Source organism: Stenotrophomonas sp. GL_111 (assembly GCF_057835245.1).
In genome coordinates, this window is sequence record NZ_CM174421.1 from 659,536 (window position 1) to 684,576 (window position 25,041).

At 68.6% G+C, this 25,041-nt stretch carries 11 protein-coding genes; 9 read left to right on the forward strand and 2 right to left on the reverse strand.

All coding sequences use genetic code 11. The features are described from left to right. Positions 1-36 precede the first annotated feature (36 nt). A complete protein-coding gene (gene lptF / locus AC3IPM_RS02960) occupies positions 37-1,116 on the forward strand; it encodes an LPS export ABC transporter permease LptF (protein WP_489302450.1) in 1,080 nt (359 codons plus the stop codon). Next, entirely contained in the window at positions 1,113-2,219 is a 1,107-nt protein-coding gene (gene lptG / locus AC3IPM_RS02965; protein ID WP_489302451.1) for an LPS export ABC transporter permease LptG, read from the forward strand. Before lptF ends, lptG begins: the two co-directional genes overlap by 4 nt. A 9-nt stretch (positions 2,220-2,228) precedes the next feature. Here lptG and AC3IPM_RS02970 read toward each other — a convergent pair whose 3' ends face one another. Continuing rightward, positions 2,229-2,705 carry an RDD family protein gene (locus AC3IPM_RS02970; protein ID WP_489302452.1) on the reverse strand — a complete coding sequence of 159 codons (477 nt, stop codon included), beginning with the start codon at positions 2,703-2,705 and terminating at the stop codon, positions 2,229-2,231. 70 nt (positions 2,706-2,775) lie between these two features. Between AC3IPM_RS02970 and xerD the strand changes: the two genes are divergently transcribed. Then, complete coding sequence (xerD, locus tag AC3IPM_RS02975; protein WP_489302453.1) at positions 2,776-3,753, forward strand: site-specific tyrosine recombinase XerD; 978 nt, start codon at positions 2,776-2,778, stop codon at positions 3,751-3,753. A gap of 74 nt (positions 3,754-3,827) precedes the next feature. Beyond that, positions 3,828-4,607 (forward strand): thioredoxin fold domain-containing protein, encoded by a 780-nt coding sequence (locus AC3IPM_RS02980; protein WP_489302455.1) that lies wholly within the window; start codon positions 3,828-3,830, stop codon positions 4,605-4,607. 70 nt (positions 4,608-4,677) lie between these two features. On the opposite strand, the gene AC3IPM_RS02985 is transcribed toward AC3IPM_RS02980, so the two are convergent. Then, positions 4,678-6,783: a glycosyl hydrolase family 18 protein gene (locus AC3IPM_RS02985; protein ID WP_489302456.1), complete on the reverse strand. Its 2,106-nt coding sequence runs from the start codon at positions 6,781-6,783 to the stop codon at positions 4,678-4,680. Between the two features lie 293 nt (positions 6,784-7,076). Here AC3IPM_RS02985 and purL point away from each other — a divergent pair, with 293 nt between their 5' ends. The 5 genes from purL to xpsF all read left to right on the forward strand — a co-directional run bounded on the left by purL (position 7,077) and on the right by xpsF (position 25,013). Continuing rightward, positions 7,077-10,961 (forward strand): phosphoribosylformylglycinamidine synthase, encoded by a 3,885-nt coding sequence (purL, locus tag AC3IPM_RS02990; RefSeq protein ID WP_489302457.1) that lies wholly within the window; start codon positions 7,077-7,079, stop codon positions 10,959-10,961. Positions 10,962-11,424: 463 nt separating this feature from the next. Then, the gene (locus AC3IPM_RS02995) at positions 11,425-19,899 is read left to right on the forward strand and encodes an ESPR-type extended signal peptide-containing protein (protein ID WP_489302458.1); all 8,475 of its coding nucleotides are present in this window, start codon (positions 11,425-11,427) and stop codon (positions 19,897-19,899) included. A 153-nt stretch (positions 19,900-20,052) separates the two neighbouring features. Continuing rightward, positions 20,053-21,900 (forward strand): S8 family peptidase, encoded by a 1,848-nt coding sequence (locus AC3IPM_RS03000; RefSeq protein ID WP_489302459.1) that lies wholly within the window; start codon positions 20,053-20,055, stop codon positions 21,898-21,900. A gap of 124 nt (positions 21,901-22,024) precedes the next feature. Further along, positions 22,025-23,752, forward strand: coding sequence for a type II secretion system ATPase GspE (gene gspE, locus AC3IPM_RS03005; protein ID WP_489302460.1), 1,728 nt, complete (start codon positions 22,025-22,027; stop codon positions 23,750-23,752). Positions 23,753-23,792: 40 nt separating this feature from the next. Further along, positions 23,793-25,013 carry a type II secretion system protein XpsF gene (gene xpsF / locus AC3IPM_RS03010; protein ID WP_489302461.1) on the forward strand — a complete coding sequence of 407 codons (1,221 nt, stop codon included), beginning with the start codon at positions 23,793-23,795 and terminating at the stop codon, positions 25,011-25,013. The last annotated feature ends 28 nt before the right edge of the window (positions 25,014-25,041 follow it).

Genomic DNA, 25,041 nt, shown 5'->3' on the forward strand with positions numbered 1-25,041 from the left:
ACCGCGAACGAATCCGAGAGTTTAAACCACCGCCCCATGTCGAAGCTCGATCGCTATCTCCTGCGTGATTTCGTCCAGAGTTTCCTGGCCACCCTGATCGTGCTGTTGGTGGTGAGTGTCGGCGGTGTCCTGGTGGACATCCTCGGCAACATCGCCGATGGCCGCCTACCTGCCCGCCTGCTGTTTTCCCAGCTGGGCCTGCAGTTCATCGTCTACATGCCGCTGATCCTGCCGCTGGCGCTGATGCTGGGCCTGCTGCTGGCCACCGCCCGGCTGTACCGGGATTCGGAAATGGCGGTGCTCACCGCCATTGGCGTGGGCCCCAAGCGGCTGCTGCGCCCGGTGCTGATGCTGGTGCTGCCGGTGGTCGGGCTGATCGGCCTGTGCTCGCTGTGGCTGGGGCCCTGGGCCGACCGCACCGGTGAGGCCATGATCGAGGAGGCCAACCGCAGCGTGGTGATGGCCGGGCTGGAGTCGGGCCGCTTCACCTCGCTGCCCAACGGCGGGGTGGTCTACCTGTCCTCGGTGTCGCCCGACGGCACCCAGCTGGGCAAGGTGTTCCTGCAGCGGCAGAAGGGCGACCGTATCGAGGTGGTCTCGGCCGACCGCGGCCGGATGTTCTTCGAGGGCGCCCGCCAGCGCTACCTGGAGCTGGACGATGGCCACCAGGTTGAAGGCCCGGCCAACGGCGCGCTGGACTACCGGCTGGTGACCTTCGCGCGCAATGACGTGGCCATGCCCGACGGCGCCGATACCCGCGACAAGGACGATCCCGAGCTGATGCCCACCAGCCAGTTGTTTGGCGATGCCCGCCCGGCCGCGCAGGCCCAGCTGCATTCGCGGATCACCCCGCCGCTGATCGCGTTGGCCTTCGCGCTGATGACCCTGCCGCTGGCACGCAGTTCGCCGCGCCAGCAGCGCTATGGCCGCATGATGCTGGCCTTCCTCGCTTACATGGTGGGCATGAACCTGATGTTCATCGGTACCCGCTGGATCGCCGACGGCAAGCTGTCGGGCACGCTGGGCTTGTGGTGGCTGAGCCTGCCGCTGCTGGCACTGGCGCTTTGGATGTATTTCCGCGATGGCAAGTTGTCGCGACCGCGGAGGACCGCATGAAGCTTCACCCGATGCGGTTTGATCTCTACCTGGGCCGGGCGGTGTTCGGCACGGTCCTGCTGACCTGGGCGGTGCTGGTCGGGCTGGACGTGGTGATGGCGTTCTCCGGCGAGTTCAAGGATGTCGGCAAGGGCGGCTACACGCTCGGCCATGCGGCGGCCTGGGTGCTCTACACCGTGCCGCGCCGCGCCTATACGTTCTTCCCGACCGCGGCGGTGATCGGTTCGCTGATGGGGCTGGGCCAGTTGGCCGCCACCTCCGAGCTGACCGCGCTGCGCGCGCTGGGGCTGTCGCGCAAGCGCCTGAGTGCGTCGGTGGCGATCGCCCTGTCGCTGCTGACGGCGGTGATGGTGTTCAGCGGCGAAACGCTGGGGCCGTGGGCGCAGGGCCGCGCCGACGACATCAAGATCAGCGCCAAGACCGGCAACAGCGTGGCCGCGGCCCGCTATGCGGGGCTGTGGGCGCGCGAGGGCGACACCTTCCTCAACGCCGCCAGTGGCGATGAGCAGCTGCTGCCCGGCGGCGGTACCAAGCTGGTGCTGAACGATGTGCGGCTGTACAAGATCGGCGAAGACGGCCGGCTGGCGTCGCTGACGTTTGCCGGCGCGGCCGAGCACGGTGCCGAAGGCTGGGTGTTGAAGAAGGTGCGCCGGGATACGTTCGGTGAGCGTTCGGCCACACGCGAGACGATCGAATCCGAGCCGTGGGCCTCGCGCCTGGATGCGGCGGCGCTGGCCAGTGGTATCGCCAAGCCGCGCAACCTGACCGCGATGGACCTGCGCACCAGCATCGAATACCGCAAGCGCAATGGGCTCGATGCGCGCGACTACGAAGACATCTACTGGAGCCGGTGGTTCTATCCGGTCAACGTGCTGGCGTTGTGTCTGGCGGCGGTGCCGTTCGCCTTCGGCTCGCTGCGTAGCGGCGGCATGGGCAAGCGCCTGTTCCTGGGCATCCTGTTCGCGCTGGGCTTCTGGCTGCTGCAGCTGTTCTTCGGGCGTATGGCCGGCGCATTGAAATTCGACTACCGCATCGCCTACGCGCTGCCGCCGATCGTGATGCTGGTGGTGTCGGGCCTGTTGTTCCGGCGCAAATCGGGCTGACGGATAGCGCTACGGTTTGGGATTGCGTTGCAGGCGGGTGCCGCTGGCGCGGTCGTGCCAGGTCAGGCGCTGGCGGTCGAACAGGGCCCACCACAGGCCCAGGCCGCCCAGCAGCACCGAGACGGTGCCCACGCTGTAGCGTAGCCACAGCTGCGCGCGGGTCGGGGCGCTGCCATCCGGGGTGATCACCTGCAGCCGCCATGGGCGCATGCCCAGGGTCTGGCCGCCGCGGCCCCAGCTGAGCGTGGCGTACAGGCCGGTAACGATCCAGCAGCACAGCCACAGCAGCCACTGCAGGGCGCTGAACGGGGCGATGTTCTCGCGGGCGGCATGACCGGCCACGCTGTAGCCGGCGGTGAACAACGCGCCCATCAACATCCACAACGCCAGTGCCGGGAAGAAGTCGTACAGCAGCGCCAACAGCCGCCACACCAGCAGGGAGGCGGGGCGCTCGGGGCGAACGGCGGCGGTGTCGAGGGTGGCCATGTGCCGAGCATACCTGCGCACCCGCGCCGCGTGGATGGTCGCGCCGCGGTCTGCTCCGTATGCTGGTGGCATGTCCGATGCCTCCACCCCGGCGCTGCGCCGCCAGTTGATCCAGCACCTCCCGGCGTTGCGCGACGATGATGCGCTGCTGATCCAGCGCTTCCTCGATGCGATCTGGGCCGAACAAGGGCTGGCCCGGGCCAGCCTGGACAGCTATCGGCGCGATCTGGAAGGGCTGGCGCGCTGGCGTGATGGCAGCGGCGGCGGCCTGGCCGGCGTGGACCGGGCCGGGTTGTTCGACTACCTCGCCTGGCGCGCCCACCACGGCTGGTCGCCGCGCAGCAATGCGCGCCTGCTCTCGGCGTTGCGCGCATTCTTCGCCGATGCGCTGCGCCGTGGCCAGCGCAGGGAAGACCCCAGCGCACTGCTGGATCCGCCACGGCTGCCGCGCCTGCTGCCCAAGGCATTGGCCGAAAGCCAGATCGATGCGCTGCTGGCGGCCCCGGATATCGACAGCCCGATGGGGTTGCGCGACCGCGCCATGCTCGAACTGATGTACGCCGCCGGGCTGCGCGTGAGCGAGCTGGTGCTGTTGCCGGCCAATGCGGTCAACCTGCGCCAGGGCGTGCTGCGGGTCACCGGCAAGGGCAGCAAGGAGCGGCTGGTGCCGCTGGGCGAGGAATCCCAGCACTGGCTGGAGCGCTATCTGGCTGAGTCACGGCCCCAGCTGGCCGGCAAGCGCATGGTGCCGGCCGCGCAGGACGGGGCGGTGCCGATGTTCCTGGACCCCTCGCTGCACCCGCTCAGCCGCCAGCAGTTCTGGGCGCTGGTAAAGAAATATGCCGCCGTGGCCGGCATCGACCCGGTCCGGATCAGCCCGCATGGGCTGCGCCACAGCTTCGCCACCCACCTGCTCAACCGTGGCGCGGACCTGCGCGCGCTGCAGATGCTGCTTGGCCACAGCTCGCTGTCCACCACCCAGATCTACACGCTGGTGGCGCGCGAACACCTGCAGAAGCTGCACGCCCGGCACCATCCACGCGGCTGAAGCGGCCGCGGCAACGCGGCACACGCGGGCGGCTGTGCGAGAATCGCGGTCACTTTCTTCCACCGGAATGCTCGATGCTCCGTCTTGCCATTGCCGCGCTGTTCGGCGCGCTCAGTCTGACCGCCTGCGCGCAGCAGCCGTCCGCCCCGGCCGCCAAGCCTGCCGCGGCCGCCCCCGCCAACGGCAATGCCGACCAGACCGTGCGCGCCGCCCTGCAGAAGCTGGACCCGAATTTCAAGCCGGATTTCATCGGCGCCGCGCCGTTCCCGGGGTTCCGTGAAGTGCTGGTGTCCGGCCAGGTGCTGTATGTCTCCGATGACGGCCGCTACCTGATGCAGTCCCAGCCGTACGACATCCAGAACAAGGCTCCGGTCAGCAGTGCCGGCCTGCTGGCTTACCGCCAGAAGCTGCTGGCCCAGGCACCGCACAACGAGCGCATCATCTTCGCCGCGCCCAATGCCAAGTACACCGTCAGCGTGTTCACCGATATCGAATGCGGCTACTGCCGCAAGCTGCACCAGGATATCGCCGAGCTCAACCGCAATGGCATCAGCGTGGAATACCTCGCCTTCCCGCGCATGGGCCTGGGCAGCCAGGATTACACCGACATGATCTCGGTGTGGTGCGCCGCCGACCGCAAGCAGGCGCTGACGGCCGCCAAGACCGGCACCCCGGTGGCGGCCAAGAACTGCACCAACCCGGTGGCCATGCAGTACAAGCTGGGCCAGCAGATGGGCGTGAACGGCACCCCGGCGATCTTCGCCGCCGACGGCACCCAGCTCGGTGGCTACCTGCCGCCGGCACAGCTCAAGGCCGCGCTGGAGCGTGGCGCCGCTGCTGGCGGCAGCCGCTGAAAATAAAAACGCCCCGGCCATGCCGGGGCGTTGTCGTTGCGGGGTAGGGCCGATCCCTGGCCGGCTACCCTCAGTTCAAGCCGTCGCTGATCGCCTTGGTCAGCGTGCCCTGCGGGTCATCGCCGCTGAACTCCCAGAAGAACGCGCCACCCAGGCCCTGGGCCTTCACGTAGCCCATTTTCTCGGTGACCATCGCCGGCGTGTCGAAGCTCCAGAACGTGGTGCCGTTGGAGATCCAGGTGGCCTTGGCGGTGGTGTCCGTGTAACCGGGCCAGCTGAGGTTCTTGAGCACCTTCCAGTCCTCGATGCCGGCCTCGTAGGTGCCCGGCGCCGCGCCCGTGGCGCTCCTGTAGAGCCCGTTGTTGCCACTGGCCACGCCGGTCCAGCCACGCCCGTAGTAGCCGATGCCCAGGTTCAACTTGCTGGCCGGCACCCCGCGGCTGATGAACGCCTCCATCGCATCGTTGCTGTTGTATAGCTTCTGATCGCCGGTGGACGGATCGGCCGGTGAGTCGAACAGCGCCGAGTGATGGTTGGTCTGCGGATCCCACGCGCCGTGGAAGTCGTAGGTCATCACGTTGATGAAGTCCAGGTACGGATGGAACGCGGCCGGGTCGGTGACGCGGATCTTGTCGATGCCCGCACCCACCGCCACGGTCAGCAACAGACCCGGGCGCACCGCATCGAGCTGGCGGCGGAACTCGGCCAGCAGCGCGGTGTAGTTGGCGTTGTCGGCCGGGGTACCGCAGCTCAGCCCGCAGGCCACCGGGTATTCCCAGTCGATGTCGATGCCATCGAACACGCCGGCCGCCGCGCCGACACCACCGGCACCGTCGGTCACCGGCAGGTTGCCCTTGATGTAGGCATCGATGCACGAGGCCACGAACGCCTGGCGGTTGGCCGGCTGCGCCGCGCTGGAGAAGCCGCGCGACCAGGTCCAGCCGCCCAGCGAGATCAGCACCTTCACGTTGGGATGCTTGGCCTTGAGCTGCTTGAGCTGGTTCCAGTTGCCGCGCAGCGGCTGGTCCCAGGTATCGGCACCACCGCTGACGCTTTCACCGGCGCCGAAGGCCTTGGTGTAATCAGCGAACGCATCGCCGCCCACCCCGGTGTTCGGGTCGGAGGCCTGGGTGAGGCCGACTTCGCAGCGGTTGTTGCGCACGTTGCCGAAGGCGTAGTTGATGTGGGTCAGCTTGGCGGCCGAACCACTGGTGTCGATGTTCTTGACCCGGTAGTTGCGCCCGTAGATGCCCCACTGGGTGAAGTAGCCGATCACCCGCTTGCTGCCGCCACCGCCGCCCCCGGCCGCCGTGGTCACGCTGATCGAGCCACTCTGCGCCGAGGCATTGCCGGCGTTGTCGCGCGCCCGCACCGTGTAGGTGTAGGCCGTGCTCGCGGTGAGCCCGCCGTCGGTGTACTGGGTGGCGCTGGGCGAGCCGACCAGGCTGCCGTTGCGGTACACGTCATAACCGGCCACGCCGCTGCCGCCGCTGTTGTCGGTCGCCGCGGTCCAGGCCAGGTTGACCGTGGTGGCGGTTTTCGACGGTGCGGCCAGCCCGGCCGGAACGCTGGGCGGGGTGGTGTCGTTGCTGGGCGCGGTGACGGTCACGCTGACCGTGGCCGAGGAGGTCACCGCATTGTTGTTGTCGGTGGCCACCGCCTTGAAGGTGTGGCTGCCGGCGGCCGCGTTGGCCCAGGTCACGCTGTAGGGCGCGCTGGTGTCGATGCCGAGCGAGGTGCCGCCGCGGAAGAATTCGACCTTGCTGACGCTGCCGTCGCTGTCACTGGCATTGGCGCTGACCGTGATGCTGCTGCCGGCGGTGAAGCTGGCCCCGGCGGTGGGTGAGGTCAGGCTGACGCTGGGCGGCTGGTTGCTGCCGCCACCATCGCAGGCGCCCAGATTGGTGTAGTAGGGGGCGCCGGCCGGGTGATCCGGCGGGGCGTTCCAGATGTCCTGGTTGGCCCGGTACAGCACCCCGCCTTTCTGCAGGGTGCTGCCGGACAGGTAGATCGCCGCACCGTTCCATTCCGGCACGCCGGTACAGTTGGCGGCCTGGGCCAGGGTGGGGACGGCGGTCGCGGTGGCCAGCGCCAGCAACATCAGCCAGCGGCCACGGCGGGCCGGACGGCCGGAAGATATCGATGTCACCGCACTGCGCGCAATCGGGTCAGGCATGGTCTTTCTCCGATCAATGGTGGGCGCAGGCCGCCATCGTGGCGACCTGCGTGCAGCAGGGTCCGGGCGCCGGTGAGAGAGGCCGGCAACAGCAGTGGGGGACGGACATGGACCTGGCCGGGCGGGGCCGCAGCCAGGTGGTGATAACGTTGTCATGCATTCCGTCGGCAATCCGTGAACCAGCGCATGGTTTGGCCGTGAAGGCCCTGGCGGGCACGGACCTGGCCGGGGCAGTCGCGGCGGCCGGTTTGGGTACAATAGTGGGCCCCGTCTCCAACCACGGTTCCCCGGACATGATGGTCCTCGAGGGCGCATCCGCCCTTTCGCCGTTCCGCCGCGAACGTCTTGAATCCCGCCTGCAGTCCCTGGCCGCCGATCTGCGCATCACCGGTGCCTGGCATGTCTACTTCATCCAGACCGAGGGCGATGCGGCCCCGGACCCGGAGATCCTGAGCCGGATCCTGGAGGCGCAGCCGGCCCTGGCCGAGCGCGCCGCCGCCGCCGTCAGCCGCTTCGTGGTGCCGCGTCTGGGCACCCTGTCGCCGTGGTCGAGCAAGGCCACCGAGCTGGTGCGGGGCGCCGGGCAGCCGATCCGTCGGGTTGAACGTGGCCTGCGCATCGACCTGGCCGGCTGGCCCAGCGATCCGGCCCAGCGCGAAGCCGTGGCGCGTGCGCTGCACGACCCGATGACCCAGTCGGTGCTCGACACCGCCGACCAGGCCCAGGCGTTGTTCACCACGCCGGCCCGGGGCGAGCTGGAACGCATCGCGCTGGACGACCTGGAAGCGGCCAACCGCCGCCTCGGCCTGGCCATGGCCCAGGACGAGATCGACTACCTGCGCCAGCGCTTCGGCGACCTCGGCCGGGAGCCCTCGGACGTGGAACTGATGATGTTCGCGCAGGCCAATTCCGAGCACTGCCGCCACAAGATCTTCAATGCCAGCTGGACCATCGACGGTGCCGACCAGTCGCACTCGCTGTTCCGGATGATCAAGAACACCCACCAGCAGACCCCGCAGCACACGCTCAGCGCGTACAGCGACAACGCGGCGGTGGTGGCCGGTTTCCCGGCATCGCGCTATCGCCCGGACCCGGCCAGTGGCGAGTACCGCAGCGAAGCGGTGGTCGATTCGGCGTTCTGCATCAAGGTGGAAACGCATAACCATCCGACCGCGATCGCACCGTTCCCGGGCGCGGCCACCGGTGCCGGTGGCGAGATCCGCGACGAAGGCGCGACCGGCCGCGGCGGCAAGCCGAAGGCCGGCCTGACCGGTTTCTCGGTCTCGCATCTGCGCATCCCGACCCTGCCGCAGCCGTGGGAAGCCCCGCGCGCGCTGAATCCGCGCATGGCCCCGGCCCTGGACATCATGCTGGAGGGCCCGCTCGGCGGCGCCGCCTTCAACAATGAGTTCGGCCGTCCCAACCTGCTCGGCTACTTCCGCAGCTTCGAACTGCCCGAAGGCGAGGGCCTGACCCGCGCCTACGACAAGCCGATCATGCTGGCCGGTGGCCTCGGCGCGATCGACCAGAACCAGGTGGAGAAGCTGCGCCTGCAGCCCGGCGATGCGGTGATCGTGCTGGGCGGCCCGGCGATGCTGATCGGCCTCGGCGGCGGTGCGGCCAGTTCGGTGGCGTCCGGCGAAAGTGCCGAAGACCTCGATTTCGCCAGCGTGCAGCGCGACAACCCGGAAATGGAGCGGCGGGTCCAGGAAGTGATCGACCGCTGCGTCGCGCTCGGCACCGACAACCCGATCCGCTGGTTCCATGACGTGGGCGCCGGTGGCCTGTCCAACGCGATCCCGGAACTGCTGCACGACTCCGGCGTGGGCGGTGTGATCGACCTGGGCAAGGTGCCCAGCGATGACCCGTCGCTGTCGCCGATGCAGCTGTGGTGCAACGAATCGCAGGAACGCTACGTGCTGGGCGTGCCGCAGGCGCGGCTGGCCGAGTTCGTCGCGCTGTGCGCGCGCGAGCGCTGCCCGGTCGCTGCAGTCGGTGTGGCCACCGCCGAAGAACGTCTGGTGGTGGCTTACGGTGCGACCGTGGACAACCTCCCCGCCGATGCGCCGATCGACCTGCCGATGGACGTGCTGTTCGGCAAGGCGCCGAAGATGCACCGCGATACCGTGCACCCGCCGGCACCGCGCTGGCCGGTGCTGCGGACCAAGGGCCTGGACCTGCACGAGGCCGGTCTGCGCGTGCTCGCGCATCCGTCGGTGGCCTCCAAGAACTTCCTGGTCACCATCGGCGATCGCAGCGTTGGCGGCCTGACCGCGCGCGAACAGATGATCGGCCCGTGGCAGCTGCCGCTGGCCAACGTCGCCATCACCCTGGCCGGTTTCGATACCGTTGCCGGTGAAGCGATGGCGATCGGCGAGCGCACCCCGCTGGCCCTGCTCGATGCAGCCGCCTCGGCACGCATGGCGGTGGGCGAAGCGATCACCAACCTGTGCGCCGCCCCGGTGGATGCGCTGGAGACGGTGAAGCTGTCGGCCAACTGGATGGCCGCCGCCGGCCACAACGGTGAAGACGCGCTGCTGTACGACGCGGTGCGTGCGGTGGGCATGGAACTGTGCCCGCAGCTGGACCTGAGCATTCCGGTCGGTAAGGACTCACTGTCGATGCAGGCGCAGTGGCACGACGCCGGGCAGGCGCACAAGTCGGTGTCGCCGGTGTCGCTGGTGATCACCGCGTTCGCACCGGTCGCCGATGCCAGTGGCCAGCTGACCCCGCTGCTCGACCGCGATACCGACAGCGAGCTGTGGTTGATCGGCCTGGGCGCGGGCAAGCAGCGCCTGGGCGGTTCGATCCTGGCCCAGGTGCATGCCGATCACAGCGCCCTGCCGGCCTTCGCCGGCCCGGTGCCGGATCTGGATGACCCGCAACGCCTGCGTGCGTTCTTCGAACTGATCCGCGATGCGCGCCAGGCCGGCCTGCTGCTGGCTTACCACGACCGCAGCGATGGCGGCGCGTTCGCCGCACTGAGCGAAATGGCGTTCGCCTCGCGCATGGGCCTGGACATCACCCTGGATGCCTGGGGCGATGATCCGTTCCGCAGCCTGTTCAATGAAGAACTCGGCGCGGTGGTGCAGATTGCCAAGGAAGACCGCGCGGCCTTCGCCGACCTGGTCGAACGCCATGCCCTGACCGAGTGCGCGCAGCGCATCGCGCGCCCGACCACCGCACCGGTGGTGCGCGTCTCGCTGCAGGGCGAGAGCCTGGTGGAGTGGCGCTGGGAAGCGTTGTTCGATGCCTGGTGGTCGGTCACCCACGCCATGCAGAAGCTGCGCGACAACCCGGACAACGCCGACCAGGAGCGTGCGATCGCGCGCAACTTCAATGCGCCGGGCCTGAAGCCGAAGCTGAGCTTCGACCTCAACGAAGACGTGGCAACGCCGTACCTCAACACCGGCGCCCGTCCGCGCGTGGCGGTGCTGCGCGAGCAGGGCGTGAACGGCCAGATCGAGATGGCCAACATCTTCGAACGTGCCGGCTTCAGTGCGTATGACGTGCACATGAGCGACCTGATCGCAGGCCGCGTGGCGCTGTCGGACTTCACCGGTCTGGTTGCCTGCGGCGGCTTCAGCTACGGCGATGTGCTCGGTGCCGGCCGCGGCTGGGCCACCTCGGTGCTGGAGCGCAACGTGCTGCGCGATGCGTTCGCGGCGTTCTTCGCCCGCAACGACAGTTTCGCGCTGGGCGTGTGCAACGGCTGCCAGATGATGAGCCAGCTCAAGGACATCATCCCCGGTGCCGAGCACTGGCCGCAGTTCCGCCGCAACCGCAGCGAGCAGTTCGAAGCCCGTACCGCGCTGCTGGAAGTAGTGGAGTCGCCGTCGATCCTGCTGCGTGGCATGGCCGGTTCGCGCCTGCCGGTGGCCGTCGCCCACGGTGAAGGCCAGGCGGTGTTCGCCAATGCCCTGGACCAGGCCGCCGCGCGCGTCGCACTGCGCTATGTGGATGGCGACGGCAACGTAGCCAGCCAGTACCCGCTGAATCCGAACGGTTCACCGGACGGCATCACCGGGCTGACTACTACCGACGGCCGCACCACCATCATGATGCCGCACCCGGAACGGACCCCGCGCGCGATCAATCTGAGCTGGCACCCGGCGGACTGGAAGGGCGATTCGCCGTGGCTGCGGATGTTCCGCAACGCAAGAGTATGGTGCGATTGAACTGCGCCAGACATTTTTGCTGATGCGATGAAAGTCGCGTGAAGAAACCGCCGGTAACTCCGGCGGTTTTTTTTTGTGCGTTCGACAAACTGATAGCCGGCAATGAGTTACAGCGCGTTACAACGTGAAAAAACCTTATGACGATTGCTCACATCAAACTAACGAAAACAGCTGCAATCGCGCCGAAATTGTGACGCAGTGCGCGGTGATGTGTTTTTCAATGTCAAAGTCTTGACGTTATTGAAACTGTACGTTAACACTGCACCCTCATTTCGAAAGCGTTCAGTTCTGCAGTACCCGCATGGATGGCGAGTCCGCTGTACGTCTGTAGCACGCCATTCGGCACACGCTGTAAATCAAGCGCAGTAAATCAAGCGAAAAAACGCCCCCAGGGGACGTTGGACCACGCGGTCCGGCGTTGGCGTCGCTTTGCCCGAAACCAGTCCAATCAGGAGCCGTATCGATGAATCGGATTTATCGCAAGGTCTGGAATAAAGCACTGGGGCAGATGGTCGTTGCCTCGGAATTGGCCAGCAGCCAGTCCGCCGGCGTGGTCATCGACCAGCGACGATCCGGTGGCGCACGCAGCGCATCGCTGCTGTCCGCCGCCATCGCATTGACACTGGGATTGGGCATGGCCGGCGCGGCGGGCACCGTGCAGGCGCAATCGGTGGAAGTCGGCGGCAATGCCAACTGCGTGGTCCTGAACAGCAAAGTCATCGACAGCTGCGTGGTCGATGGCAGTGCCACCGCATCGGGCAGCAATGCCGTTGCGATCGGCAGCAACAGCACCGCGTCGGCGGCCAACAGCGTGGCGCTCGGCGCCGGCTCCAAATCCACCCGCGCCAACACCGTTTCGGTGGGCGATGCGGGCAAGGAACGCCAGGTCACCAACGTGGCCGCAGGCACCGCGGCGACCGATGCGGTGAACAAGGCGCAGCTGGACAAGGTGGCCGTCGCGGCCGAAGGCGCGACCCGCTATTTCAAGGCTGACGGCGCGGGCAACAACAGCGATGCCGCGAAGATCGACGGTGACGGCGCCGTGGCGGCCGGCGCCGGCGCCAATGCCGATGGCGATGCAGCCACCGCGCTGGGCCAGCGCAGCCAGGCGCTGGGCAATGCCACCACCGCCGTGGGCAGCGAGGCGATCGCGGCCGGCATCGGTGCCAGTGCATTCGGCCAGAACGCGTTGGCGCTCGGCGATGCCAGCACGGCGATCGGCCAGAGCGCGGCGGCGTTCGGGCTGGGCGATGTCGCGTTGGGGGCTTCGGCGGTAGCGGCCAGTGAAAACGGCGCCGCAACGGCGATCGGTGGCCTGGCCGAAGCCAGTGCCGACGGTGCCACCGCGATTGGTGGCGGCGCTTTGGCTATCGGCCTGGGCAGCAGCGCGCTGGGGCGTGGTGCGATCAGCGCCGGCGAAGCCTCGGTTGCGGTGGGCGCCTTCAGCGTCGCGGTCGCTGATTTCAGCGCCACGCTTGGTGCCAATTCCGCCGCTGTTGCGGTGGGCAGCGTCGCGTTGGGTGCGGGCTCGTATGCAGATCGGGTCGACAGCGTGTCGGTCGGCAATGCGGAAAACGGCCTGCGCCGGCAGATCACCAACCTGGCCGACGGTACCGAAGCCAACGATGCGGTGAACAAGGGCCAGCTCAACGCGGTGGGCGCCGTCGCAGCGAACACCAGCAAGTATTTCCAGGCCACCGGCAGCACCGACAGCGATGCCGGTGCACTCGCCGATGGCGACAACGCCACCGCGATCGGTGAGGCGTCCAACGCACTCGCCAACGGTGCCACCGCCTTGGGCAGTGGCGCCACCGCGACCGCACAGAATGCCACCGCGGCCGGCTTCAACGCCGTGGCCTCGGGCCAGAACAGCGCTGCATTCGGCAACAACGCCCAGGCCAATGGCCCGGGCAGCGTGGCCGTGGGCGGGGCCGCAGTGGATGCCGATGGCAACCCGCTGATCACCAACGGCGGGGTGCCGGTGGATACCGGTGCCACCAGCGCCGGGGTTGGTGGTACTGCGGTGGGGGCCAGCGCGGAAGCGTCCGGCTTCGCCGCCTCGTCCTACGGTGTGGGTGCCTATGCCGGCGGTGCGCAGTCCTCCGCGTTCGGCGCCGTGGCCAACGCCACCGGCGATTACGCCACCGCCGTAGGCACGCAGAGCGTGGCCACCGGCAACAGCAGCACCGCGATCGGCGGCCCAGCCGACCTGATTCCGGGGCTGGGCTTCTTCGTGCAGACCCAGGCCAGTGGCGAAGCGGCCACGGCGGTCGGCGCCGGTGCCATCGCCAGCGGCGACTACGCCGTGGCCAACGGCACCCTGAGCGAAGCCTCCGGCACCGAAGCCACTGCACTGGGCTACTTCGCCTATGCACCGGGCGAGGGCGCTTCCGCGCTGGGTGCCGAGAGCTGGGCCAGCGGTGCACAGAGCACCGCCATTGGCTTCTACAGCACCGCACGCGGGGCCAACAGCGTGGCGCTGGGTGCCAACTCCACCGCCGTGCGCGACAACACCGTCTCGGTCGGCGATGTCGGCAACGAACGCCAGATCACCCACGTCGCCGCCGGTACCGAAGCCACCGACGCAGTCAACAAGGCACAGCTGGACGGCGTGGCGCAGACCGCCAATGTCACCGCCAGCCGCTTCAAGGCCAACGCCTCCGAAGACAGCGACGTCGGCGCCTTTGCCGACGGTGACGGCGCTCTTGCGGCCGGCGAGGCCAGCAACGCGCTCGGTGCCGGTGCAGCCGCGCTGGGCAACGGTGCCACCGCACTCGGCGATGACACGGTGGCGGTGGGGCGCAACGTCAGCGCGAATGGCAACGGCAGCGTCGCCATCGGCGGTCTCGGCCAGGCCTATGACGCCTTCAACCAGCCGTTGGTGGATGCCAACGGCAATGCGGTCCGCGTAGGGACCACGGCGGCGCAGGATGCCGTGGCCGTCGGCGCGGGTGCGCAGGCGACCGGCACGGTCAGCAATGCGTTCGGCAGCGGCGCGCAGGCGACCGGTGGCAACAGCCTCGCCGCCGGCTACAAGGCGCGCGCCACCGGCGACTACAGCGTCGCCCAGGGCGACAACGCGTTTGCCAGTGGCGAGGAAAGCACCGCGACCGGTGCCTACGCGTGGGCCACCGAAGACGGTGCCACCGCCTTCGGTGCCAGTGCCTGGGCCACCGCGACCAACGGCACCGCCGTCGGCCAGTCGGCATGGGCCAGCGGCACCGGCTCCACCTCGATCGGCTACAACAGCTGGGCGCGCGGCAGCAGTGCCACCGCGCTCGGCCGCGGTGCGTTCGGCTATGGCGACAACAGCGTGGCGCTTGGCTTCCAGGCGCTGGGCAACAGCATCAACAGCATCGCCATCGGCACCAACGTGGTGGCCGGTGGCGAGAGTGCGATCGGCATCGGTGCGGGCAGCAACGCCAGCGCCTCCAATGCAGTGGCGCTGGGGGCAGGTTCCGTGGCCGACCGCGCGTACAGCGTCTCGGTCGGCAACGACACCCGCCAGCGTCAGATCACCCAGGTGGCGGCCGGTACCGAAGGCACCGACGCGGTCAATCTGGACCAGCTGAACAACGCGACCGCGCAGTTCCAGGCCAGCGGCGACGGCGTGGCCGTGGTCGGCGGTGAGGAAAGCGTCGCCGCCGGTGCCAACGCGGCCACCGATGGCGACTACGCCACCGCGGTGGGGTCCAGCAGCTTCGCGGCGGGCAGTGGCGCCTCGGCAGTGGGCAGTGGTGCCTTCGCCCTGGCCGACAACGCCAGCGCAGTCGGCTTCAATGCCCTGGCCAGCGGTGCGAACGCGGTTGCAGTGGGCGCCAACGCGCAGGCGACGGCCGAGTACGCCACCGCCACCGGTGCCGAAAGCGAGGCTTCCGGCGAACAGAGCACGGCGGTCGGTGCGGCCAGCGTCGCTTCCGGTGCCGGCAGTCTGGCCGGCGGTGTGTTGTCCGAGGCCGCCGGCGAAGAGGCGGTCGCGCTCGGCTACTACAGCAGCGCCAGCGGCGAAGGTGCCACCGCGGTCGGTTCGGAGAGCGTGGTCAGCGGCAACCTCGCCGCCGGCTACGGCTTTGCCTCCGAGGCGACGGCCAACTACGCCACGGCCATCGGCGGCTATGCCGTGGCCTCGGCGTTCAATGCCACCGCGCTGGGCAGCTTCGCCCAGGCCACCGGCTCCAACAGCGTCGCCCTCGGTGGCGATGCCGAAGCCTCCGGTGCCTACAGCACCGCTACCGGCCAGGGCAGCCTGGCCAGCGGCATCAACAGCGTGGCCGTCGGTGGTGCATTGTTCGGCCTGCTGCCGACCGAGGCCTCCGGCAACTACTCCACCGCCGTCGGCGGTGGTGCATGGTCGCCGGGCCTGAACAGCACGGCGCTGGGCAATGCCGCCACCTCCAGCGGCGCCAACAGCGTGGCGCTGGGTGCGGATTCGATCGCCGACCGTGATGACACGGTGTCGGTCGGCAGTGCCGATGCGCAGCGTCAGGTCACCAACGTGGCCGCCGGTACCCAGGGCACCGATGCGGTCAACCTGGACCAGTTGAATGCGGTGGCGGCGGTGGCGGAAACCACCAACAAGTACGTGCGCGCCAGCGGCAGTGCCGACAGCGATGCCGGTGCCTATGTGGAAGGCGACAACGCACTGGCCGCCGGTGAAGCGGCCAATGCCATCGGCAATGGGGCCAGCGCGCTGGGCAGCGGGGCCAATGCACTGGCCGCCAATGCCACGGCGGTCGGCTTCAATGCCCTGGCCACCGGCGCAGGCGCCGCGGCGCTGGGCAGCGATGCACAGGCCACGGGTGAGAACAGCGTGGCGGTTGGCAACGGCGCCAGTGCCAGTGAGATCGGTGCCAGCGCGACCGGTGAGGCGGCGCAGGCATCCGGTGCGTACAGCACCGCCACCGGCAGCCAGTCGATCGCGGCGGGCCAGCAGGCCACCGCGAACGGGTTCCGCAGCAGCGCGTCCGATGACGGTGCTTCTGCGTTCGGCAGCTACAGCGAAGCCAGTGGGCGTCTGTCCTCTGCGCTGGGCTATGGCGCGGTGGCGTCCAACAACCTGGCCACTGCCGTCGGTGCGTCGGCCACCGCGTCGGGTGCCAGTGCGGTGGCGCTGGGTGAATCCAGCCAGGCCACTGGCGATGAGAGCATAGCGATCGGCGGCTCGACCCTGTTCGGCCTGATCCCGGCACGTGCGTCGGGCACGGGTGCGGCGGCCTTCGGTGCCGGCGCGTGGGCGACCGATGACTACACCACCGCAGTTGGCTGGAACGCCTGGGCCGATGCGGCCAGTGCCACCGCGCTGGGTGAAAGTGCTACCGCTACCGGCGTCAACAGTGTTGCGCTCGGTGCCGGTTCGCAGGCCGATCGTGACAACAGCGTCTCGGTCGGCACCGCAACGTCGCAGCGGCAGATCACCAACGTGGCCGCCGGTACCGAAAACACCGATGCGGTCAACGTGGCGCAGTTGAAGGAGGTCGCCGCCGTCGCTGAAACCACCAGCAAGTACTTCCAGGCCAGTGGCAGCGACGACAGCGATGCCGGTGCCTATGTCGAAGGTGACAACGCATTGGCCGCGGGTGAAGCCGCCAATGCCATCGGCGATGGGGCCAGCGCGCTGGGCAGCGGGGCCAATGCACTGGCCGCCAATGCCACGGCGATCGGCTTCAATGCACTGGCTACCGGTGCGGGGGCCAGCGCGGTCGGCAGCGATGCACAGGCCAGTGGCGAGAACAGCGTGGCCGTCGGTAACGGCGCCAGTGCCAGTGAGATCGGTGCCAGTGCACTCGGTGAAGCCGCGCAGGCGTCCGGTGCGTACAGCACCGCCACCGGCAGCCAGTCGATTGCGGCGGGTCAGCAGGCCACCGCGAACGGGTTCCGCAGCAGTGCGTCCGATGACGGTGCCTCTGCCTTCGGCAGCTACAGCGAAGCCAGTGGGCGTCTGTCCTCTGCGCTGGGCTATGGCGCGGTAGCGTCCAACAACCTGGCCACCGCTGTCGGTGCGTCGGCCACGGCATCGGGCGCCAGTGCGGTTGCGTTGGGTGAATCCAGCGAAGCGACCGGCGACGAGAGCGTGGCGATCGGTGGTTCGACCTTGTTCGGCCTGATCCCGGCACGTGCTTCGGGCACCGGCGCGGCGGCCTTCGGTGCCGGTGCGTGGGCGACCGACGACTACGCCACCGCCATTGGCTGGAACGCCTGGGCCGATGCGGCCAGCGCCACCGCGCTGGGCGAAAGCGCAGTGGCCAGTGCCACCAACAGTGTCGCGCTCGGTGCCGGTTCCACCGCCACCCGTGCCAATACGGTCTCGGTGGGCACCGCCACCTCGCAACGGCAGATCACCAATGTGGCTGCCGGTACCGAGGGCACCGATGCGGTCAATGTGGATCAGTTGAACGCCGTGGCCGATACCGCCGAGCAGACCAACCGCCACTTCAAGGCCTCCGGCAGCGGCAACGGTGATGATGTCGGCAGCTTCGTCGACGGTGCCTATGCCACCGCGGCCGGTGAAGCGGCCAATGCGTTCGGGACCGGTGCATCGGCCTACGGCAGTGGCGCACTGGCCTCGGGGCGCAATGCCTCGGCGTCGGGCTTCAACGCCTCGGCCACCGCCGATTCGGCCACCGCCATCGGTGGTGCGCTGTACTACGAAGACGCCAACGGCAACGTGGTGCTCGACAAGGCCACCAGCGCCAGCGGTACCGGTGCCACCGCACTGGGTGCAGGCGCACAGGCCACCGGGGTGTTCAGCACCGCCAGCGGTGCCGGCGCCACCGCCGCAGGGCTGCAGTCGTCCGCGTTCGGCTTCAACGCCGAGGCGGGCAGCGACTACAGCACGGCCGTGGGTACGTTCAGCGCCGCCAGCGGCGTGCGTACCACCGCGCTGGGCTACGGTGCCGAAGCCAGTGGCGACTACGCCTCCGCGCTGGGCTGGGGCAGTACCGCTACGGGCAGCTACGCCAACGCCATCGGCTACGCCTCACAGGCCACCGGTGCCAACAGCATCGCTGCCGGTTCCAATGCCTGGGCAACCGCGGCGCAGACCACGGCGGTGGGTCAGTTGGCCTGGGCCACCTCGGCCGGTTCGACGGCCATCGGCCAGGACAGCTATGCCTACGGCGGCGCCAATGCCACCGCGCTCGGCAAGAGTGCGTCGGCCAGCGGTGCGGGCAGCGTCGCGCTCGGTGCCGGTTCGCGCACCAGCGAGGCCAACGTGGTCTCGGTGGGCGGCGGCACTGGCAGCACCGGTCCGGCCACGCGCCGCATCACCAACGTCGGTGACGCGGTGAACGCCAACGATGCCGTCAACAAGGCGCAGCTGGATACCGTCGCGGCCACGGCCTCGGCGGTGGGCAAGCACTTCCAGGCCAGCGGTGACGGGGTGGCCACGGCCAGCGGCAGCAATGCACTGGCGGCCGGCTCCGGTGCGGCGGCCAGTGGCAACCGCAGCAGCGCGCTGGGTACGGCTGCCGTGGCCTCGGCCACCGGTGCCACCGCGGTCGGTGCCGATGCCTCGGCGCGCGGCGACAACAGCACGGTGCTGGGCCGCCAGGCCTCCACCAATGCCGTCAACGGCGTGGCGATCGGCAATGGGGCCTTCGCCAGCAACGGTGCCAACAGCATCGCCATCGGTGCCGGTGCGGGGGTATCGGGCGCCAATGCGGTGGCGTTGGGTGCCGGTTCGCGCGCGGTCGAGGCCAACGTGGTCTCGGTCGGCGGCGGCAACGGCACCGACGGTCCGGCCACGCGCCGCATCGTCAATGTCGGCGCCGGCCGCATCGCCGCCGGCAGTACCGATGCGGTGACCGGTGGCCAGCTCAACACCACCAACCAGCGCGTGGGCGCCGTGGAAACCCGGGTCGGCGACATCGACGAGCGCATCGGTTCGGTTGAAAGCGTGACCGCCAATGCCGTGGCCTACGACGATGCCAGCCGTGACACGCTCACCCTCTCCGGTGCACAGGGCACCGTGCTGGACAACGTCGGCCGCGGCTCCATCGCATCCGGCAGCCGCCAGGCGATCAACGGTGGCCAGTTGTTCCAGTCGCTGACCGATGTCGCCACCTTCCTCGGCGGCGGTGCCAGCGTGGGCATGCAGGGCGTGTTCGTCGCGCCCAACTACGTGATCCAGGGCGCCAGCTACTCCAACGTGGGCGATGCACTGGGCGCACTGGACCGCAAGGTGAGCGACCTGGATCAGCGCGTCGCCGGCAACGGCGGCGCACGGGCACGCGGTGCTTCGCTGGCCAGCGCCGGTCCGGTGGCGGCAGCTGCATCGGATGCGGCGGTCGCCAACGTGCAGGGCACCCCGACTGCTGCCAGTGCCGGTACGGCCCAGGTGGCCACTGCGGCCGCGGCCGCGCCAAGCGCCGTCCCGGGCGTGACGATGGGGGCCGGTGCCGTGGCCAGCGGGGCCTCGGCCACCGCGATCGGCCAGGGCGCCGTCGCCTCGGCGGCCAACTCGGTCGCGCTGGGGGATGGCTCGGTCGCCGACCGTGCCAATGCGGTGTCGGTGGGATCGGTGGGCAGCGAGCGCCAGGTCACCAATGTCTCCGCGGGTACCCAGGCAACCGACGCGGTCAACAAGGGCCAGCTCGACGGTGGCATCGCCACCGCCAACAGCTACACCGACCAGCGCTTCGGCGCGATGGCCGACAGCTTCGATATGTACAAGGGTGAAATCGACCAGCGCCTGCGTCATCAGGATCGCCGCATCGATCGCCAGGGCGCGATGAGCGCGGCCATGCTCAACATGGCCACCAGTGCCGCCGGCGTACGCACCCAGAACCGGGTTGGCGTCGGTGTCGGCTACCAGGGCGGTGAATCGGCGTTGTCGCTGGGCTACCAGCGTGCGCTCAGCGAGCGCGCCACGGTGACCATCGGCGGTGCCTTCAGCAGCGACGACAGCTCCGTCGGCGTGGGTGCCGGCTTTGGCTGGTAAGCGTCATCAGGCGGGGCCGGACGGCCCCGCCGCAAGCAATGCAGGGCCTGTGGGGGCAGGTCACGGGAACCCTGGCCAGGGCCGGCCAGGGGACTCGCATGGAGTGTTGGCCTGAACAGTCGTTTGATCCATGACCTTGAAGAGGATGTCAACGTGACCAGAAAGCAGAACCTTCGCATCAACGTGCTCGCCGCAGCGGTACTTTCCCTTACCGTCGGTGTGGGCGCTGCCCAGGCCGTCAACGGCCAGGTCGTCAAACAGCCTGCACGCCAGGCTACGGCCGAGCAGCAGGCCAGCGACGGTATCGTCATCAAGTACCGTACCAACAGCGCGGCGGCCAGCGATTCCTCGGCCAAGCTCTCGGTGGTGCAGTCGGCGCTCTCGCGTGCCGCGCTCAGCGGCGGGACCAGCCGCGCCAGCACGCTCAACCCGCAGGTGGTGCGCCGGCTGGGCGTGGGTGCCGACCTGGTCAAGCTGAAGAGCAAGCTCAGTGGTGCGGAGCTGCAGAAGGTGCTGGCCGAACTGAAGGCCGATCCGTCGGTGCAGTACGCCGTCGCCAACGTGCGCCTGCAGCGCGCTGCCGATGTGCAGCCGGCGCTGGTGCCGAACGATCCGGGCTACCAGCAGTACCAGTGGAACTTCTTCAACGCGGTCGGTGGCGTGAATGCACCGCCGGCCTGGGACATCTCGCAGGGTGAAGGCGTGGTGGTGGCGGTGCTCGACACCGGCATCCTGCCGGGCGTGCCGGACTTCGGCACCAACCTGCTGGCCGGCTACGATTTCATCAGCGACAAGGAATCCTCGCGCCGTCCGACCGACGGTCGCGCTCCGGGCGCCACCGATTACGGTGACTGGGTGGAGAACGACAACGAGTGCTACCCGGGCTCGTTGGCCGAAGACAGCTCCTGGCACGGCACCCACGTGGCCGGCACGGTGGCACAGGAAACCAACAACGGCACCGGTACCGCCGGTATCGCGCACAAGGCCAAGGTATTGCCGGTGCGTGTGCTCGGCAAGTGCGGCGGCTCGCTGGCCGATATCGCCGACGCCATCACCTGGGCTTCGGGTGGCACCGTGGCGGGCATTCCGGCCAATCCCAATCCGGCCGAAATCATCAACATGAGCCTGGGCGGCAGCGGCAGCTGCGATCCGCTGTACCAGGAAGCGATCAATGGCGCGGTCTCGCGCGGTACCACCGTGGTGGTGGCCGCCGGCAACCAGGCCGGCAACGCCGCCAACTACCGCCCGGCCAGCTGCAACAACGTGGTCGTGGTGGGTGCTACCCGCGTGACCGGTGGCATCACCTACTACTCCAACTACGGCGCAGCGGTGGATCTGTCCGCACCGGGTGGCGGTGGCAGCGTGGACGGCAACCCGAACGGCTACATCTGGCAGATCGCCTCGGACGCGGCCACCACCCCGGATTCGGGTACGTGGATCTACATGGGCCTCGGCGGCACCTCGATGTCCTCGCCGCACGTGGCCGCCGTCGGCGCGTTGGTGCAGAGCGCACTGGCTGCCAAGGGCAAGGCGCCGCTGACTCCGGCTGCACTGGAAACCCTGCTCAAGCAGACCACGCGCAAATTCCCGGTGACCATCCCGGCCGCCACCCCGATCGGCAGCGGCATCCTCGATGCCAAGGCCGCGCTGGACAAGGCGCTGGAAGAAGAATGCACCGAGAACTGCGGGCCGACCGCGACCCCGCTGACCAACAAGGTGGCCGTCGGTGGGCTGAGCGGCGCCGGTGGCAGCACGGCGCTGTACAGCTTCGAGGCGCAGGCCGGCAAGGTGCTCAGCCTGCTCACCTACGGCGGCAGTGGCAACGTGTCGGTGTACGTCAGCCAGGGCAAGGAGCCGACCGCGACGGTCTACGACGCCAAGTCGACCCGTCCGGGCAACAGTGAAACCGTGCGCTTCACCGCGCCGGTCAGTGGCACGTACTACATCAAGCTGGTCGGCGAATCCGCGTTCAGCGGTGTGAGTGTTGTCGCCAACCAGTAATCCGGGTGTGTGGTAACGGGAGCCCGTCTTGTGACGGGCTCCCGTCTTTTTGGGCGGGGACAACGCCAGACGGTAAAGCATCACGGCGAACTGCTAAAGTCGCAGGGGTCGCCAGGAGAGCTTCGTGAACGCGGTAACCCACGATCCCACTGAAGGAATCAACGCGGAAACCCGCATCGTCGAGACGTTGCTGCGCAACGGACGCCTGAAAGAGGGCGATCTGGCGCGGGCACGGCCGTTGCATCGCGAAGCCGGCGGCAGCCTGCTGTTGCTGCTCGTGCGGCTGGGCCTGGTCTCTGAACGTGATCACGCGCAGACCAGCGCCGACGTGCTCGGGCTGCCCCTGCTGGAGGCCAAGTCGCTGCCGGAAGCGCCGCCGGAATCGCTGCTGGACGCGTTGCCGCTGTCACTGCGTTTCCTCAAACAATTCCATGCCTGCCCACTGGCCCTGCACGAAGGCGTGCTGGATCTGTGGCTGAGCGATCCGCAGGACCCCTATGCCGCCGATGCCGTGCGCCTGGCCATGGGCGCGCCGGTGCGCCTGCACGTGGGCCTGCGTTCGGAAATCGATGACCTGATCGAACGCTGGTACGGCCAGGGCCGCAGCGCGATGGGCGCGATCATTGAAACCGCCGACGGTGAGGGCACGGTGGTCGATGACATCGAGCACCTGCGCGATCTCGCCTCCGAAGCGCCGGTGATCCGCCTGGTGAACCTGGTCATCCAGCGTGCGGTCGAACTGCGTGCCTCGGATATCCACATCGAACCGTTCGAAAACCGCCTGAAGGTGCGCTACCGCGTCGATGGCGTGCTGATCGAAGGCGAAAGCCCGCCGGCCAACCTGACCGCGGCGGTGATCAGCCGCGTCAAGATCATGGCCCGGCTCAACATCGCCGAACGCCGCCTGCCGCAGGATGGCCGCATCATGCTGCGCGTGCAGGGCAAGGAGCTGGACCTGCGCGTGAGCACCGTGCCGACCGCGCACGGTGAAAGCGTGGTGATGCGCCTGCTGGACCGCGACACGGTGGTGTTCGATTTCCACCGGCTGGGTTTCACCGATGCGTTCCTGCCGCAGTTCCGCAAGGTGCTTGAGCAGCCGCACGGCATCCTGCTGGTGACCGGGCCGACCGGCTCGGGCAAGACCACCACGTTGTACACCGCGCTGAGCCAGCTCAATACCGCCGACGTCAAGATCATCACCGTCGAAGACCCGGTCGAATACCAGATCGAAGGCATCAACCAGATCCAGGCCAAGCCGCAGATCGGGCTGGATTTCGCCAATGCACTACGCAGCATCGTGCGTCAGGATCCGGACATCATCATGATCGGCGAAATGCGTGACCTGGAAACCGCGCGCATCGCGATCCAGTCCGCGCTGACCGGCCATCTGGTGCTGTCCACGCTGCATACCAACAACGCGGCCGGCGGTATCACCCGCCTGCTCGACATGGGCGTGGAGGACTATCTGCTCACCTCCACCATCAACGGCATCCTGGCCCAGCGCCTGGTGCGCCGGCTGGAGCCGGAACATGCGCTGCGTTATCCGGCCTCGCCGGAAGAGATCGAAAAGTTCGGCCTGCGCCGCCTGCAGCCTGAGGGTGAGATCTTCCTGTACCGCGCGCAGCCCTCGGCGATCGCCCCGACCGGCTACCACGGCCGGACCACCATCATGGAATTCCTGGTGATGAACGACGAGCTGCGGCGTGCGGTGATGCGCCGTGCCGGCATGGGTGAGATCGAACAGATCGCACGTGCGGCCGGCATGCGCACCATGTACGAGGATGGCCTGTCCAAGGCGCTGCAGGGCCACACCACGCTGGAAGAAGTGTTGCGCGTGACGGAGGAATCCTGATGCGCACCGCTTCGATGTTGCCTCGGGCAGGGCGCTGAGCATGGCGCAGTACCGCTACAAGGCGCTCAATGCCCATGGCGAATTGTTCGATGGCCAGATGGAAGCGGCCAGCGAAGCCGACGTGGTCGCGCGGCTGCAGGACCAGGGCCATCTGCCGATGGAAGCACGGCTGGCCAGCGAAGGCATGGCCAGCGCCTCCAACTGGGCCGCACTGCTGCGCCGCAAACCTTTTGACGGTGCTGCGCTGGTCCAGTTCACCCAGCAGCTGGCTACTCTGCTCGGGGCGGGGCAGCCGTTGGACCGCGCGCTGACCATCCTGCTGGAACTGCCCGAAGACGAGCGCAGCCGGCGGGTGATCACCGACATCCGCGACGTCGTGCGCGGCGGCGCCTCGCTGTCCAGCGCGCTGGAGCGCCAGCACGGCCTGTTCTCGCGGCTGTACATCAACATGGTGCGCGCCGGTGAAGCCGGTGGCAGCCTGCACGATACCTTGCAGCGCCTGTCCGACTATCTGGAGCGCAGCCGCGAACTGAAGGGCCGCGTGATCAACGCGCTGATCTATCCGGCGATCCTGCTGGCGGTGGTCGGCGGCGCGCTGTTGTTCCTGCTCGGCTATGTGGTGCCGCAGTTCGCGCTGATGTACGAAAGCCTGGATGTGGCGCTGCCGTGGTTTACCCAGTGGGTGCTCAATGCCGGGCTGGTGGTGCGCGAAGGCTGGCTGGCCATGATCATCGTGCCCGCGATCGCGCTGCTGGTGCTGGAACGCAAGCTGCGCCAGCCCGCCTTCCGCCTGGCGGTGGACGGCTGGCTGCTGCAGCGGCGCGGGGTCGGCCCGCTGGTGGCCAAGCTGGAAACCGCACGGCTGGCCCGCACGCTGGGCACGCTGCTGCGCAATGGCGTGCCGCTGCTGGCCGGGCTGGGCATCGCCCGCAACGTGCTGGGCAACCGTGCGCTGGCTGCCGATGTGGATGCCGCCACCGATGACGTCAAGAACGGCAACGGGCTGTCGGTGTCGCTGGCACGTGGCAAGCGCTTCCCGCGGCTGGCGCTGCAGATGATCCAGGTAGGCGAGGAATCCGGCGCGCTGGACGGCATGCTGCTCAAGACCGCCGATACGTTTGAACAGGAAAGCGCACGCGCGATCGACCGCCTGCTCTCGGCGCTGGTGCCGGTGATCACGCTGGTGCTGGCCTCGGTGGTCGGGCTGGTGATCGTCGCCGTGCTGGTACCGCTGTACGACCTGACCAATGCCATCGGCTGACCGCCGTGGCGACTCCCCCTTGATCCCG